Source organism: Castellaniella sp., from assembly GCF_049650445.1.
Lineage (GTDB): Bacteria > Pseudomonadota > Gammaproteobacteria > Burkholderiales > Burkholderiaceae_B > Castellaniella.
In genome coordinates, this window is the sequence record NZ_JBASAD010000026.1 from 1 (window position 1) to 14,670 (window position 14,670).

Genomic DNA, 14,670 nt, shown 5'->3' on the forward strand with positions numbered 1-14,670 from the left:
GGGTAGGTGCGGCCGGTTCGGCGGCGGGGGCGGCGGTTTCAGCCGTCGAGCCGGTGAGCCAGCCAAACAGACGCTTGAGCAGGCCGCCTTGCGCCGCAGCCGGTGTCGCCGCGGGCGCGGCGGCCTCGGCGGTGCGGGGGGCGCGTTCCACGTGGGCCGGTGCCGGTTCGGCGGGCTGGATGCCCTTGACCAGGGCTTCGGGCCGGATCTTGGCTTCCTGGGCCTTGTTCGGCTGCCAGACGAGCTTGTCCTCGGGTTCTTGCGCGAGTTCGAAGCTGGTCTTGTTCTCGTCCAGGCGCGGATCGTCGTGGCGCAGGCGCTCGATGTGGTGATGCGGCGTTTCCAGGGACTTGTTCGGGATCAGGACCAGATTGACCTTCAGGCGGGATTCGATCTGGCCGATGTCGCGGCGCTTTTCGTTGAGCAGGAAGGTGGCGACGTCGACCGGCACTTGAGCGTGCAGGGCGGCCGTGCCTTCCTTCATGGCTTCTTCCTGGAGCAGGCGCAGCACGTGCAGGGCGCTGGATTCGGCGTCGCGGATCACGCCGGTGCCGGTGCAGCGCGGGCAGGTGACGTGCGAGCCCTCGTTCAGGGCCGGGCGCAGGCGCTGGCGGGACAGTTCCATCAGGCCGAAGCGGGAGATCTTGCCCATCTGGACGCGGGCGCGGTCGAAGTGCAGGGCATCACGCAGGCGCTGTTCGACGGCGCGCTGGTTCTTGCTGTCCTCCATGTCGATGAAGTCGATCACGATCAGGCCGCCCAGGTCGCGCAGACGCAGTTGGCGGGCGACTTCGTCGGCGGCCTCCTGGTTGGTGCGCAGGGCGGTTTCCTCGATGTCGGCGCCGCGCGTCGAGCGGGCGGAGTTGACGTCGACCGCAACCAGGGCCTCGGTGTGATCGATCACGATGGCGCCGCCCGAGGGCAGGGTGACCGTACGCGAGTAGGCAGTTTCGATCTGGTGTTCGATCTGGAAGCGGGAGAACAGGGGCACGTCGTCGCGGTAGCGTTTCACGCGATTGACGTTGTCCGGCATGACCACGCTCATGAAGGCGGTCGCCTGATCGTGGATGTCGTCCGTATCGATCAGGATTTCACCGATTTCCGGCGAGAAGTAGTCGCGGATGGCGCGGATGACGAGGCTGGATTCCAGATAGATCAGGATCGGCGCCTTGTTTTCGCGGGCGGCTCCGTCGATGGCGGTCCAGAGCTGCATCAGGTAATTCAGGTCCCATTGCAGTTCTTCGACACCACGGCCGATGCCGGCGGTGCGGGCGATCATGCTCATGCCGGCCGGGATGTCCAACTGGTCCATGGCGTCGCGCAGTTCCTGGCGGTCTTCGCCTTCGACCCGGCGCGACACGCCGCCGCCGCGCGGATTGTTGGGCATCAGCACCAGGTAGCGGCCGGCCAGGGAGATGAAGGTGGTCAGGGCCGCGCCCTTGTTGCCGCGCTCTTCCTTTTCGACCTGGATGATGAGTTCCTGGCCCTCGGACAGGGCATCCTGGATGCGGGCGCTGCGCACGTCCACGCCTTCTTTGAAGTACGTGCGGGCGACTTCCTTGAAGGGCAGGAAGCCGTGGCGGTCTTCCCCGTAGTTGACGAAGCAGGCTTCCAGGCCCGGTTCGATCCGGGTGATGACGCCTTTGTAAATGTTGCCTTTGCGCTGTTCGCGCCCGGCAGTCTCGATGTCCAGGTCGATCAGTTTCTGGCCATCGACAATCGCGACGCGTAGTTCTTCTTGGTGCGTCGCATTGAACAGCATGCGTTTCATGAGTGGGTTTCTCCGTAGTCAGGGCGCGCCGGATTCGGCGCACGGCCACGGGTCACTCGGTGTGCGATGCGACAGTCTGCGAGGGGATCGGCGCGCTGACGAAGTCAGACCGCGCCGGTCTCCTGGGGAAGGGGCACGGTGCGCCGGTAGGCGCGGGGTTCGGTCAGCAGGGAGGTCAAGGGCACGATGTGTGGTTGACGAAAAGATTGCTGGGAACGGCGAACGCGAGCGGTGGGCCGCGTCCGGTGCGGAAGAGCGAGCAGAATCTGCGGCGTCGTACGCGGCCTGACGTCGATTCCAGCGCCCGGCGATAGCGCGCGGGGGAGGGAAGCGGGACGGAGCCGGCGACCAAGGACCAGGAGGCTGGAAGTGAGGCAGTACAATGGAGTCCCTGCTTGCCCGACGGAGATGCATCCATTGCGTCTCTACGTCCGGCGGTTTCCAGCCTCTATGGGCTGTTGCGATTATATGCCGCTTTTCCCTATGCGCAAAATAGTTGATTCCCCTATCCCGCCGCCGGCCGTCCGCCAGGTGCTCGTGGGGACCGAGCATGAGGGGCAGCGGCTGGACAATTTCCTGCTGCGGATCTGCAAGGGCGTCCCCAAAAGCCATATCTACAAGGCCATCCGCGACGGCCAGGTCCGGGTCAACAAGGGGCGCTGCAGGGCGGAGACCCGCCTGGCATCCGGCGATACGGTGCGTGTGCCGCCGCTGCGCCTGCCCGCGCCCGGCGTCACGCCGCCGGCGCCGCCCGCCACGTTTCCCGTGTTGTACGAGGACGAGCACCTGTTGGTGATCGACAAGCCCGCCGGGGTGGCGGTGCATGGCGGCAGCGGAGTGTCCTTTGGCGTGATCGAGCAGTTGCGCGCCGCGCGACCGGACGAGCGCCTGCTGGAACTGGCCCATCGCCTGGACCGGGAAACGTCGGGGGTGCTGATGGTGGCGCGCAGCCGCAAGGCCCTGGTGGCCCTGCATGACATGATGCGCGAAAGCCAGGGGCGCAAGCACTATCTGGCGCTGGTCGTGGGCGATTGGGTCAACGATCGCCAGCACATCCGCCTGCCCCTGCTGAAATACCTGACCCCGGACGGCGAGCGCCGGGTGCGCGTCGATGCCCAGGGCAAGCCGGCTCACACCATCATCACCCTGCAACGACGTTACGCCGGGCGTTATTCCCTGGTCGGGGCCGAACTGCGCACCGGGCGCACCCACCAGATCCGGGTGCACCTGGCGGCGCAGGGGCATCCGATCGCCGGGGACGAGAAATACGGGCCGGACGCCGTGCGCGCCGCCCTGGCCGCCCAGGGCTTCCGGCGCATGTTTCTGCATGCGCACCGGCTGGAAATCCCCCATCCGGTATCCGGAGCGCCCCTGGTCTTTGAATCACCGTTGCCGCCCGCCTGCCGGGCGCTGCTGGATCAACTGGAGCATGCTCGTTCATGAACGCCCTAGCCCCCATCACGCCGGTCACGACTTCCACGGCGTCGAGCCGCATGGGCGGCGCGCCGGACAAACAGTACCGCGCCGTGATTTTCGACTGGGATGGAACTCTGCTGGATTCCACCTATCACATCGTCGAGGCGCTGCTGGGCGCTTGCCGGGATCTGGATCTGCGTGAACCGTCCCGCGAAGAAGCCGGCTGGGTGATCGGGCTGTCGCTGCAGGCGGCCTTGTACCGCCTGGTGCCGGAACTGGGCGCCGACCGCCAGGATGCGTTTGTGGACCGTTATCGCGCGCATTTCATGGCCTTGCAGCACGAAATGCATTTTTTTGAAGGCCAGGTGCAACTATTGCGCGATCTGCACGCAGGTGGTGCGATTCTGGGCGTGGCCACGGGCAAGAGCCGGCGCGGCCTGGATGATTCGATCGAGCGGCTGGATCTGCGGGGCCTGTTTCGCGCCACGCGCACGGTGGACGAGGCGCGCGGCAAGCCGGACCCGGACATGCTGCTGCAGTTGCTGGCCGAACTGGATCTGGATCCGGGCACGGTGCTGATGGTGGGGGACACTACCCACGACGTGCTGATGGCGCAGGCGGCGGGGGTGGACAGTCTGGCGGTCGCCTACGGGGCTCACAAGCCGTCCCTGCTGGAATCCGCCCGGCCGACGGCGCTGGCAGCCACGGTCCCCGAGATGCAGGCCTGGATCCGCGCGCGGGCGGCAGGCTGAGAACTTTTCCGCGTGCTGACGGTCTAAACTGGATTGTCTTCCTCCAGGCGGGTCATCATGCGCAAACTCTGGGAAATCGGCATCCGGCCCTCTGAAATCACACCCGAACCCGTCTGGCAGTCGCGGCGACGCTGGCTGCAGCAGGCCACTGTGGGTTCTCTGGCGCTGGGCGCGGCGGGCCTGGCCCGGGCGGCCGAGGCCGAAGGCCCCGAAGGTCCTCTGCTGAAAGCCCCGCGCGATGCCCGCTGGTCGACCGACGAGTCGCCCAATGTCTGGTCCGACATCACCACCTACAACAATTTCTACGAGTTCGGTACCGGCAAGGGCGATCCGGCCCACTATGCGGGGCGGATGCGGCTGGAGCCCTGGACAGTGCGGATCGATGGCGCCGTGCGCAAGCCCCTGACCCTGGATCTGGATGCGCTGCGGCGCCTGGCGCCCCTGGAAGAGCGCGTCTACCGGCTGCGCTGCGTCGAGGCCTGGTCCATGGTGGTGCCCTGGACCGGCTATTCACTGTCCCATCTGCTGCGGCAGGTCGAGCCGACGGCGGATGCGCGCTACGTGGTGTTCACGACGACGCTGCAGCCCGAGGCCATGCCGGGCGTGGCCGAAGGCGTGCTGGACTGGCCCTATGTCGAAGGCCTGCGTCTGGACGAGGCCATGCACCCGCTGGCCTTGCTGACCTTTGGTGTCTACGGCCGCACCCTGCCGCCGCAGAACGGCGCGCCGCTACGGGTGATCGTGCCCTGGAAATATGGGTTCAAGTCGGCCAAGTCGCTGGTCGGCATCCGCCTGCAGGCGGAACCGCCGGTCACCAGCTGGATGCGCGCCGCGCCCCGGGAGTACGGTTTCTATGCCAATGTGAACCCGGCGGTCCCGCATCCCCGCTGGAGCCAGGCAAGCGAACGTCGCATCGGCACGAGTTTCTTCGCGCCGCGCCTGCCCACCCAGCCTTTCAACGGCTACGCCGAAGCGGTGGCCGGCCTGTACGCCGGCATGGATCTGGCGCGCAATTTCTGATGGGCGCGCGTGCGGAAGGGGCCCATGGGGTTGCGGCGGCGCGCCGCCTGCGGCCGGGCGGTGGCCGGGTTCTGGGTGCCTGCGTCCACGCCTGCGGCCTGTTTCCCCTGGTGCGCTGGGTCGCGCTGGGCACGGCCGGGGGCCTGGGCGTCAATCCGCAGGAATTCCTGACGCGTTCCAGCGGCATCTGGGCGCTGGTCCTGCTGTGGGCCACCCTGGCCGTGACGCCGGTGCGCCGGCTGGGCTGGGCCGGCCTGCTGCGCCACCGGCGCAAGCTGGGGCTGTACGCCTTCTTCTATACCGCACTGCACGTTCTGGCCTGGGCAGTCTGGGACCGGGGATGGGTGCCGGCTTCGATGTGGACGGATCTGTGGCAGCGCGATTTCATTGGAGTAGGCGCGCTGGCCGTGCTGTGCCTGGTGCCGCTGGCGGCGACCTCCACCCAGGGCTGGATGCGGCGCCTGGGACGAAACTGGAAGCGCCTGCACACGCTGGTCTATCCGGCCGCCATCCTGTCGGCCCTGCATTTCGACTGGATGCGGGCAGGCAAGAACGACTTTCTGGAGCCACGCCTGTACGCCGTGATCCTGGTGTTGCTGCTGGCCGTGCGCCTGCCGGGATGGTGGCGTGCCTGGCGCGCGGCGCGGTAATCGGCCTGTTTTGCCGACGGGCCGCCCCAAGGCAAAACGCGCCCCCTCGGGGGGCAGCAAGCAGCCAAAGGCTGCGCAGCGTGGGGGCCCTTTACTCGGCCAGATACAGAAACAAGGTCGGCTTGCGCTCGAAATCCGGCGGGCCGGCCTTGCGCCACTGGGCGACGGTGCGCGTGGCGATGGCCTCGTCGTCGCAGGTCAATGCACTGGCGATGCACAGCCGCGTCGTATCGCGCAGGGTACGCAGCAGCGCTTCGAACAGAGCGGCGTTGCGGTAGGGGGTCTCGATCAGGATCTGGGTCTGCTGCTGCTTGTGCGACACCGATTCCCAGGCGCGCAACTGGGCGTCGCGTTCGTGCGCCTTGACCGGCGCGTAGCCATGGAAGGCGAAGCGCTGGCCCTGCAGGCCGCTGGCCATCAGGCCCAGCATGATGGAAGACGGTCCCGTCCAGGGTACGACCCGGATGCCGGCGGCGTGCGCCTGAGCCACCACCCCGGCGCCGGGGTCCGCCACGGCCGGGCAGCCGGCCTCCGACACCAGGCCGAGGTCCTGGCCGGCGGGCACGGCGTTCAGCCAGGCGCGGATTTCGCCCGCCTGCGTGTCTGGCTTCAGGGTATGAATCGTGATTTCCTGCAGCGGGATGGCGGTTTCGATCTGCTTCAGGAAGGCGCGCGCCGTTTTCGCGTTTTCGGCGATGAAATAGCGCAGCGTGGCGGTGATTTCGCGGGCGGCCCGAGGCAGCCAGCGTTCGGGGTCGGCCTGGCCCAGGCCGACGGGGATCAGATGCAGGGTAGTGGTCATGATTGGATTTCGGGAAGCTCGGGATGGGACGCCAGGGGCTCCAGGCCGAAGGCCCGCAGCATGCGGCACAGGGCGATCAGGGGCAGGCCTATGAGGGCAGTGGGGTCGTCGCTGCGCATCCGTTCCATCAACGCGACGCCCAGTTGTTCGGCCTTGGCGCTGCCGGCCGTGTCGAAGGGCTGTTCGACGCGCAGATAATGTTCGATCCGGACATCGTCCAGGGTCAGGAAGCGGCATTCGGTGGGCACTTGCTCCAGCAGCGGGCGCCGGCCGTCCGTGACGCACAGGGCGGTGTGGAACAGGACCTCGCGGCCGCTGAAACGACGCAACTGAGCGCGGGCAGCCTCGAAAGAGCCCGGCTTGCCGATGGGTTCGCCCTCGAATACGGCCACCTGGTCCGAGCCGATCACCAGGGCGCCGGGGTGGCGCGCAGCGATCACGGCGGCTTTTTCCTGCGCCAGGCGCAGGGACAGGGCCAGCGGCGATTCGCCGGGGCGCGGGCTTTCGTCGATGTCCGGGGATTCGACGGCAAAGGGCAGCTTCAGCCGTTGCAGCAGGGCGCGGCGGTAGGGTGAACTGGAAGCCAGGATGAGGCGCATAGAAAGATCCAGGGGGTCAGCGCGCCAGTTTACTGCGCTGCCACCCCTGCCATTCGTCCTTGCGCATGACGCGTTCAACATCATTCACTGTTTTCAGGGATAGGCGGCCAGCGCCCCCTGGCTTAAGATGTCGCCATCCGGCACGCAAGACCCGCCGCCCTGCCGCTGCGATGCTGCGGTTGCCTGAATCCCCCCCCATGATTGAATCCCAGCCCCCCGCGCACGACCTGCTGCCCGCGCCCGTCCTGATCGTCGAGGACGAACCCTTGCTGCAGCAGCGGCTGGGCGCCTTGCTGCGGCAATTGGGATATGCCGACGAAGCCCTGTGCTTTGCCGGTTCGCTTGCAGAGGCCCGTGCTCATCTGGTCAATCAGCCGATGGCGTTGGCGCTGGTCGATCTGATGCTGCCCGACGGCAATGGGCTGGAACTGATCGCGCAGATGCGCGCCGACAATCCTGAACTCGGCATCCTGGTGGTGTCGGCCTGGAGCGCGGAAGAAGCCATCCTCGATGCGCTGCGGGCCGGGGCCACCGGCTACGTGCTCAAAGAACGTGACGACATCGAGGTTTCCATGTCCATCCGCAGCGTGCTGCGCGGCGGCGCGCCCATCGATCCGTTCATCGCGCGGCGCATCCTGGAACTGCTGCCGATCCATGCCGTCCCGCCAGGACAGCAGAGCCCGGCGCCTGCCACTGTCGGCCTGGGTGACGCCCCCGCGACCGCCGTGAATCCAGGCGAAACGCTCACCGAACGCGAGGCGCAGATTCTGCGTCTGGTAGCGGACGGCCTGACCAACCGGGAAATCGCCACGCAGCTTTGTCTCTCTCGCTATACCGTCGAAAGCCACATCAAGCGCATCTACCGTAAACTGGCCGTCTCATCGCGCACCATGGCGATCCGTGTCGCTCGGGTGCGCGGGATGATCCAATAAAGGGACTCGATTGGGGGCCGTCGACACGCGCTTCAAACGGATCCGCACGGATTGCGTGGGGGCGGCAAGCCGAAGGTGCGGCGTGGGGGCGTTTTCGTGGCCCATTGTTCTGTTGGCACTGGCTGTATGGTTGATCAGCCTGCCCGTCCATGCGGCCTCCGCGCCGGATTGCCTGCCGCGCATCCTGTCCATGACTTCAGCCGAGGCGCACGGCTCTGGCGGCGTGCGCCCCGCCAGTGGCTGGCAAGCCGTGACCTTGCCCGACATCCGCAAACGCCCGTGGTCCGACCTGCGGGGCGAAGTCTGGTACCGCATTGACTGGGAACGCGGCTGCGCCCCTGGTGCGACCGGTCCGCCGCTGGCCTTGAGGGTGGATGGCCTCGTCATCGCAGGCGAAATTCATATCAACGATCATTTCCTCTGGCGCGACGCCTCGCTGGTGGAGCCGCTGTCGCTCAGTTGGCTCATGCCCCGCTGGTGGCCGCTGCCCGACGATCTGTTGCGTGACGGCGTCAACACGATCTGGGTGCGCGTCCTCGCCCCGGAAGGCCTGGCACAGGGGCTGGGTACGCTGCAATTGGGGGCCGCCGATCACATCGAAGCCAGCCACCTGCGCCGCACCTGGGTTCAGCGCACCGTCCTGTTCCTGACCATCGGCCTGTCCAGTGCGATGGGCCTGATCTGCCTGACGATCTGGTGCTTGCGCCGCGCAGAGCGCGCGTTTGGCTGGTATGCCCTGATGACCTTCTGGTGGGTGCTGTATCTTTTTACGGCGCTGGCCCTGACGCCCTGGCCCTTCGAGACGGCATTGGCGCATACTCGCCTGAATCACGTCAGCTACCTGATCTATGTGGCGTGTTTTTGCCTGTTCACCTGGCGCTTTGGCGGGCAGCGCCTGCCGCGCCTGGAGCGCTGGCTTGGGCTGGTCATGGCGCTGGGGCTGGCGGTTGCGCTGTTTGCGCCCTACCCGGCAGTCGAAAGTGTCTGGCTTGGCGCCGTGCTGATCTTTCTGGCCAACTGTCTGCAATTCCAGTTTCACGCCTGGCGCACCCGCCAGCCGATGCATCTGCTGCTGGCGCTGTGCTATCTGGCCTTTCTGGTCACCGGCATGCATGACGCCTACGTCCTGACGCACGGCACGCAGGAACAAACGATCTGGAGCACCCTCACCGGGCCGATCGCCGCGCTTTTCATCGGGGTGCTGATGGGCACCCAATTGGTCGCCAGCATCCGCCGCGCCGAACACTTCAATCGGGAACTCCAGGATCACGTCGCCCAAGCCCGTGCGGAACTTTCCGAAGTCCTGCGGCGCGAGCACCAGTACGCGCTGAAGCACGCCAAGCTGCAAGAACGCATGCACCTCGTCCACGACCTGCACGACGGCCTGGGCGGCAGCCTGGTGCGCAATATGGCGCTCGTGGAACAATCTCCCACGCCCTTGTCCAACGAGCGCATGCTGTCTTTGCTGAAAGTCCTGCGTGATGACCTGCGCCAGGTGATCGACCACGGCTCCAGTGCGGGCGTCGTCACGCCCGCCACGCCGGTGCAATGGGCTGCGCCGCTGCGCCATCGCTTTACCCGGCTGTTCGACGAACTGGGCGTGGATTCAAGCTGGCGGATTGCCAAACACTGGCGCATCCCGCCCAGCACCCTGCAATGCCTGGGCCTGATGCGCATTGCGGAAGAAGCCCTGGCCAACGTCATCAAACACAGCCGCGCCCGCCATGTGCAGGTGCAGTGCGTGCAACCGCAGGCCGATCTGCTCCAACTGGACATCACCGACGATGGTTGCGGCTTTGATCCCGAAGCCGTCAAGCACGCCGGCCTGAGCGTGGGCATGCGCAGCATGGCCGCCCGCGCCGAACGTCTGGGCGGCTCGCTGTCCGTCACATCCGGCCCCGACGGCACCACCGTGTGCGTGACGCTACGGGTGGAATTGTCCGCGTGCGCAGAGGATGTCGAGGGCGATGCCAGGATATCCTGACTGAGCACGCGCCTGTCGGAGGCTCGGCGGCAAGTGATTGACCTCACCCCATGCCATCCAGTATCATCTAGAGTTTTCCCGAATCACAAAATTCATGGTCATCGATGCGACCGGGTTCGCGCGGGCCGGCGGCGCCCTGGATGGCAGGGTCCTTACTGCGCAGTTGACGCGCCTGTGCCAGGATCTGCCCGAACCCCAGGATGGAGAAATCCGCTGGCAGGTGCGTGGCCGGTTCGATGCGCCGTCCGGGCAGTCCTGGCTGGATGTCGAGGCCGACGGGCCGGTGCGGGTCATGTGCCAGCGCTGCCTGGGGGCCTTCAGTCTGACGCTGCGGGTATCCAGCACGCTGGGTCTGGTGGAAACCCAGGCGCAGCTAGAAGCCATGGACGCGCTCGAAGCCGAAGGCCAGGGTCCTGAGATCGAATACCTCGTCGCCGACCCGCGCCTGGACGTGCTGGGCCTGGTCGAGGACGAGCTGATTTTGGTGCTGCCCTATGCGCCCCGTCACGAGGTGTGTCCGGGCGATGGGGATGTGCCGGAACCGCCTCGGCGGCCTTCGCCGTTCGCAGTCCTGGGACGGTTCGGGAAAGACTGAATTTTCATTCAACACACGGGCTCGTGCTTACCTTAAAATGAGCGGCCCCGATTCACAGGAGTCATCATGGCTGTCCAGCAAAACAAAAAGAGCCCGTCCAAGCGCGGCATGCATCGTTCGCACGATTTCCTCACGGCGCCCGCCACGGCCATCGAGCCGACCACTGGCGAACTGCACCTGCGCCACCACATCAGCCCGAACGGCACCTATCGCGGCCGCAAGGTCCTGAAGACCAAGAACGACGAATAAGCCATCTGCGCCACGGTTCTCCCACGCGCCGATGACCCATTCCAATCCGACCATCGCCATCGATTGCATGGGCGGTGATCATGGCCTGCCGGTCACCGTACCGGCAGCAATGGCGTTCGCCCAGGCACACCCGGATACCCGGTGTCTGCTGGTCGGTGACGAGGCCCTGATCCGCCAGACCCTGCATCAGAACGCGGCGGCCGCCGGTCAGTTCGAGATCCTGCACGCTTCCGAAGTCGTCACCATGCACGACTCGGTGGAAATCGCCCTGCGTCGCAAGAAAGACTCCTCGATGCGGGTGGCGGCCCAGGCCGTCAAGGACGGCCGCGCCGACGCCGCCGTGTCGGCCGGCAACACCGGCGCCTGGATGGCGATTTCCCGCTACGTGTTGAAGACGCTGGACGGCATCGATCGTCCGGCCATCGCCACGGCGCTGCCCAACCAGAAGGGTGGGGCGACCACGGTCCTGGACCTGGGCGCCAACGTGGACTGCACGGCCGAGCACCTGCTGCAGTTCGGCCTCATGGGGGCTGCGCTGGTGTCCGCCATGGATCATCGCGCTCAGCCCTCCGTCGGCCTGTTGAACATTGGCGAAGAACTCATCAAGGGCAACGAAGTCGTCAAGCAGGCGTCCGATCTGCTGCGCGGCAGCGGCCTGAACTTCTACGGCAACGTCGAAGGCGATGACATCTTCAAGGGCACGGTGGACGTGGTCGTCTGCGACGGCTTCGTCGGCAACGTGGTCCTGAAGTCCGTCGAGGGTCTGGCGCGCATGATCGGCGCCATGATGCGCGAGGAGTTCCGCCGCAACGCCTTCACCATGACGGCGGGGCTGGTCGCTACGCCCGTCCTGCAGCGGTTCCGCGCCCGCGTGGATAATCGCCGCTACAATGGGGCGGCCCTGCTGGGCCTGCGCGGCATCGTCATCAAGAGCCATGGCTCTGCCGACGCCTATGCCTACGGCCAGGCGCTGCAACGGGCCCGCGAGGCCGTGCTCAACGGGCTCCTCGAGGGCACCATCCAGCGTCTCGACGATTTGCGCGGTCGACCGCCCGCTCCGGCAGCCTAGTCCTTCTTTTTCCGGAATCGATATGCCTTACGCCAGGATCACAGGAACGGGCGGCTATTTGCCCCCACGCGTCGTCAGCAACGATGATCTGGCCGCCGATCTGGCCACGCGCGGCATCGAAACGTCCGATGCCTGGATCACCGAACGCACCGGCATCCGCCAGCGCCACATCGCCGATCCCGGCACCAAGACCAGCACGCTGGCCACGGCGGCTGCGCGCGCGGCCCTGGACAGCGCCGGCCTGACGGCCGACCAGATCGATCTGATCATCGTCGCAACCTCCACGCCGGATTTCATCTTCCCCAGCACCGCCTGTCTGGTGCAGGCCAATCTGGGCGTGGGGGGCGGTGCCGCCTTTGACGTCCAGGCGGTGTGCAGCGGCTTCGTCTACGCCCTGGCGACTGCGGACGCCTTCGTGCGCGCCGGCCGTGCGCGTCATGCTCTGGTCATTGGCGCCGAGGTCTTCTCCGGCATCCTCGACTGGAACGACCGCCGTACCTGCGTGCTGTTCGGCGACGGCGCCGGGGCCGTGGTCGTCAGCGCTTCCGACGAGCCCGGCATCCTGGCCGCGCGGCTGAACGCCGACGGACGCCAGCAACATATCCTGTGCGCCGCCGGCAACGTCGCGGGCGGTCAGGTCACGGGCGACCCCTTCCTGCGCATGGACGGTCAGGCCGTGTTCAAGCTGGCCGTCAATTCCCTGACGCGCTCCGCGCACGAAGTTTGCGACGAGGCCGGCATCCAGGTGTCCGACATCGACTGGATGGTGCCGCACCAGGCCAACATCCGCATCCTGAATTTCATCGGCCGCAAGCTCAACCTGCCCGAAGACAAGCTCATCGTCACCCTGGATCGTCACGCCAATACCTCGGCGGCCAGCGTGCCGCTGGCGCTGGACGTCGCCTGGCGCGATGGCCGCATCCGCGCCGGCCAGACCGTGTTGCTGCAAGGGGTGGGTGGCGGCTTCACCTGGGGCTCCGTCCTCGTGAAAATCTGAAGACTACGACATGAAGATTGCATTTGTATTTCCGGGCCAGGGCTCGCAGACCGTTGGCATGATGGACGCCTGGGCGGACGACGCCGGTGTCCAGGCGACGCTGCGCGAGGGCGGCGCGGCACTGGGTGAAGACCTTTCCGGTCTGATCGCCCAAGGCCCGGCCGACACCCTGAACCTGACCACCCACACCCAGCCCGCCATGCTGCTGTGCTCGGTCGCGATGTATCGCGCCTGGCGGCAGGCAGGCGGCGCGGCCCCCGCCCTGGTGGCGGGCCACAGCCTGGGTGAATATTCCGCCCTGGTGGCGGCCGGCTCCCTGGACCTGGCGGACGCGGTACGTACCGTGCGCGTGCGCGCCCAGGCCATGCAGTCCGCCGTGCCGGTGGGCGAGGGCGGCATGGCCGCCATCCTGGGGCTGGACGACGAAGCCGTGCGCCAGGCCTGTGCCCAGGCTGCCGAAGGCCAGATCGTCGAGGCCGTCAACTACAACGCCCCGGCCCAGGTCGTGATCGCCGGCCATACGGCTGCGGTCGAGCGCGCCTGTGAACGGGCGCGCGCAGCCGGCGCCAAGCGTGCCGTATCCCTGCCGGTGTCGGCGCCCTTCCATTCGCGCCTGCTGGAGCCTGCTGCTGCCGTCCTGGCGGGCGCGTTGGCGGACGTGGCCCTGGTGGCTCCGGCCATGCCCTTGATCAACAACGTCGATGTCGCCCGTCCGACGGATCCGGCCGCCATCCGCGATGCGCTGGTGCGCCAGGCCTGGCACCCGGTGCGCTGGGTGGAAACCATCCAGGCCATGAAGCAGGACGGCGTCACCCACCTCGTCGAGTGCGGGCCGGGCAAGGTGCTGACCGGCTTGGTCAAGCGCATCGACCGCGAAATCAACACGTTCAACATCACCGATCCGGCGTCCCTGCAGGCGACGCTGGAAGCTCTGGGAGGCTGACATGTCGGAAGCTGTACTGGCGGGCAAGATCGCCCTCGTAACGGGCGCTTCGCGCGGTATTGGCCGTGCCATTGCGCTGGAATTGGCGGCTGCGGGTGCCACGGTCGTAGGGACGGCGACGTCCGAGGCCGGCGCCCAGGCCATCACCGAAGCCCTGGCGCCGCAAGGCGGGCGCGGCGCGGTGCTCGAAGTCAATGACGCGGCGTCCTGCGACGCGCTGCTGGCCGAACTGGCCGGCCAGGGCGGACCGCATATCCTGGTCAATAATGCCGGGATCACCCGCGACGGCCTGATCCTGCGCATGAAGGACGAGGACTGGGCCGCTGTGCTGGGCACCAATCTGTCGTCCGTGTTCCGTCTGTCGCGCGGTGTCGCCAAGACCATGATGAAGGCCCGCTGGGGCCGCATCATCAACATCACGTCCGTGGTGGGCTACAGCGGCAACCCCGGTCAGGCCAACTACGCCGCCGCCAAGGCCGGCGTCGCCGGCCTGTCGCGGTCTCTGGCGGCCGAACTGGGCAGCCGGGGCATTACGGTCAACTGCGTGGCCCCGGGCTTCATCGATACCGACATGACCCGTGCCCTGAACGAAACCCAGACTGCCGCCATCCTGGGGCAGATTCCCCTGGGGCGATTGGGTTCGGCCGCAGAGATCGCCCACGCGGTCGCCTACCTGGCCAGCCCCCAGGCCGGCTATGTAACAGGGACGACGCTGCACGTCAATGGTGGTATGTATATGTAGGCATCGGGAACGGAGCCGGCCTGTCTAAGGTAAAATCCGTTCAACCTCAGCAGGCAGGCCCGGTCGTGATCGTGTTTCCCTCACGGAAGCCGTCCGACGGCCGGGACTGTTTTTTTTGATATGAACCCGCAGTTCCGTTGGCCTCATTG

Annotated in this window: 15 protein-coding genes; 12 read left to right on the forward strand and 3 right to left on the reverse strand. The window is 66.9% G+C overall.

Going from position 1 to position 14,670, the window contains the following annotated elements:
• Positions 1 to 1,771: Rne/Rng family ribonuclease (locus WA983_RS08965; RefSeq protein ID WP_424311928.1), on the reverse strand; the 1,771-nt coding region annotated here is incomplete at its 3' end.
• A 483-nt stretch (positions 1,772 to 2,254) separates the two neighbouring features.
• Between WA983_RS08965 and WA983_RS08970 the strand changes: the two genes are divergently transcribed.
• Genes WA983_RS08970 through WA983_RS08985 form a run of 4 tightly spaced genes read left to right on the forward strand, consistent with a single transcriptional unit; the run spans position 2,255 to position 5,609 of the window.
• On the forward strand, positions 2,255 to 3,214 hold the full coding sequence (locus WA983_RS08970) for an RluA family pseudouridine synthase (RefSeq protein WP_424249785.1): 960 nt from the start codon (positions 2,255 to 2,257) through the stop codon (positions 3,212 to 3,214).
• Positions 3,211 to 3,939, forward strand: a complete 729-nt coding sequence (locus tag WA983_RS08975) for an HAD family hydrolase (protein ID WP_424249787.1) — start codon at positions 3,211 to 3,213, stop codon at positions 3,937 to 3,939. Before WA983_RS08970 ends, WA983_RS08975 begins: the two co-directional genes overlap by 4 nt.
• Before the next feature lie 57 nt (positions 3,940 to 3,996).
• Positions 3,997 to 4,959: a protein-methionine-sulfoxide reductase catalytic subunit MsrP gene (msrP, locus tag WA983_RS08980; RefSeq protein WP_424249789.1), complete on the forward strand. Its 963-nt coding sequence runs from the start codon at positions 3,997 to 3,999 to the stop codon at positions 4,957 to 4,959.
• Positions 4,959 to 5,609 carry a sulfite oxidase heme-binding subunit YedZ gene (locus tag WA983_RS08985; protein ID WP_424249791.1) on the forward strand — a complete coding sequence of 217 codons (651 nt, stop codon included), beginning with the start codon at positions 4,959 to 4,961 and terminating at the stop codon, positions 5,607 to 5,609. Before msrP ends, WA983_RS08985 begins: the two co-directional genes overlap by 1 nt.
• A 91-nt stretch (positions 5,610 to 5,700) precedes the next feature.
• Here the strand turns inward: WA983_RS08985 and WA983_RS08990 are convergent, their stop codons facing one another.
• Positions 5,701 to 6,411 (reverse strand): SAM-dependent methyltransferase, encoded by a 711-nt coding sequence (locus WA983_RS08990; RefSeq protein ID WP_424249793.1) that lies wholly within the window; start codon positions 6,409 to 6,411, stop codon positions 5,701 to 5,703.
• A complete protein-coding gene (locus tag WA983_RS08995; RefSeq protein ID WP_424249795.1) occupies positions 6,408 to 7,010 on the reverse strand; it encodes a Maf family nucleotide pyrophosphatase in 603 nt (200 codons plus the stop codon). The genes WA983_RS08990 and WA983_RS08995 overlap by 4 nt, the downstream gene beginning before the upstream one ends.
• Positions 7,011 to 7,207: 197 nt before the next feature.
• Between WA983_RS08995 and WA983_RS09000 the strand changes: the two genes are divergently transcribed.
• The 8 genes from WA983_RS09000 to fabG all read left to right on the forward strand — a co-directional run bounded on the left by WA983_RS09000 (position 7,208) and on the right by fabG (position 14,521).
• Entirely contained in the window at positions 7,208 to 7,942 is a 735-nt protein-coding gene (locus WA983_RS09000; protein WP_424311929.1) for a response regulator, read from the forward strand.
• Positions 7,943 to 8,054: 112 nt separating this feature from the next.
• Entirely contained in the window at positions 8,055 to 9,926 is a 1,872-nt protein-coding gene (locus tag WA983_RS09005; RefSeq protein WP_424311930.1) for a sensor histidine kinase, read from the forward strand.
• A 94-nt stretch (positions 9,927 to 10,020) separates the two neighbouring features.
• Positions 10,021 to 10,521, forward strand: a complete 501-nt coding sequence (locus tag WA983_RS09010) for a YceD family protein (RefSeq protein WP_424249801.1) — start codon at positions 10,021 to 10,023, stop codon at positions 10,519 to 10,521.
• 66 nt (positions 10,522 to 10,587) lie between these two features.
• The gene (gene rpmF, locus WA983_RS09015) at positions 10,588 to 10,770 is read left to right on the forward strand and encodes a 50S ribosomal protein L32 (protein ID WP_376812810.1); all 183 of its coding nucleotides are present in this window, start codon (positions 10,588 to 10,590) and stop codon (positions 10,768 to 10,770) included.
• A gap of 31 nt (positions 10,771 to 10,801) precedes the next feature.
• On the forward strand, positions 10,802 to 11,839 hold the full coding sequence (gene plsX, locus WA983_RS09020) for a phosphate acyltransferase PlsX (RefSeq protein ID WP_424249803.1): 1,038 nt from the start codon (positions 10,802 to 10,804) through the stop codon (positions 11,837 to 11,839).
• Positions 11,840 to 11,861: 22 nt separating this feature from the next.
• On the forward strand, positions 11,862 to 12,836 hold the full coding sequence (locus tag WA983_RS09025; RefSeq protein WP_424249805.1) for a beta-ketoacyl-ACP synthase III: 975 nt from the start codon (positions 11,862 to 11,864) through the stop codon (positions 12,834 to 12,836).
• A gap of 10 nt (positions 12,837 to 12,846) precedes the next feature.
• A complete protein-coding gene (gene fabD / locus WA983_RS09030; RefSeq protein ID WP_424249807.1) occupies positions 12,847 to 13,779 on the forward strand; it encodes an ACP S-malonyltransferase in 933 nt (310 codons plus the stop codon).
• Between the two features lies 1 nt (position 13,780).
• Positions 13,781 to 14,521, forward strand: a complete 741-nt coding sequence (gene fabG / locus WA983_RS09035; protein WP_424249809.1) for a 3-oxoacyl-ACP reductase FabG — start codon at positions 13,781 to 13,783, stop codon at positions 14,519 to 14,521.
• Positions 14,522 to 14,670: the final 149 nt, after the last annotated feature.

Bases quoted from the DNA above. Each gene is read 5' to 3' on its own strand.
- fabG (WP_424249809.1), top strand. From the start codon at position 13,781: ATGTCGGAAGCTGTACTGGCGGGCAAGATCGCCCTCGTAACGGGCGCT.
- WA983_RS08975 (WP_424249787.1), top strand. From the start codon at position 3,211: ATGAACGCCCTAGCCCCCATCACGCCGGTCACGACTTCCACGGCGTCG.
- msrP (WP_424249789.1), top strand. From the start codon at position 3,997: ATGCGCAAACTCTGGGAAATCGGCATCCGGCCCTCTGAAATCACACCC.
- WA983_RS08990 (WP_424249793.1), bottom strand. From the start codon at position 6,411: ATGACCACTACCCTGCATCTGATCCCCGTCGGCCTGGGCCAGGCCGAC.
- plsX (WP_424249803.1), top strand. From the start codon at position 10,802: ATGACCCATTCCAATCCGACCATCGCCATCGATTGCATGGGCGGTGAT.
- WA983_RS08985 (WP_424249791.1), top strand. From the start codon at position 4,959: ATGGGCGCGCGTGCGGAAGGGGCCCATGGGGTTGCGGCGGCGCGCCGC.
- WA983_RS09010 (WP_424249801.1), top strand. From the start codon at position 10,021: ATGGTCATCGATGCGACCGGGTTCGCGCGGGCCGGCGGCGCCCTGGAT.
- WA983_RS08995 (WP_424249795.1), bottom strand. From the start codon at position 7,010: ATGCGCCTCATCCTGGCTTCCAGTTCACCCTACCGCCGCGCCCTGCTG.
- rpmF (WP_376812810.1), top strand. From the start codon at position 10,588: ATGGCTGTCCAGCAAAACAAAAAGAGCCCGTCCAAGCGCGGCATGCAT.
- fabD (WP_424249807.1), top strand. From the start codon at position 12,847: ATGAAGATTGCATTTGTATTTCCGGGCCAGGGCTCGCAGACCGTTGGC.
- WA983_RS09025 (WP_424249805.1), top strand. From the start codon at position 11,862: ATGCCTTACGCCAGGATCACAGGAACGGGCGGCTATTTGCCCCCACGC.
- WA983_RS08970 (WP_424249785.1), top strand. From the start codon at position 2,255: ATGCGCAAAATAGTTGATTCCCCTATCCCGCCGCCGGCCGTCCGCCAG.
- WA983_RS09000 (WP_424311929.1), top strand. From the start codon at position 7,208: ATGATTGAATCCCAGCCCCCCGCGCACGACCTGCTGCCCGCGCCCGTC.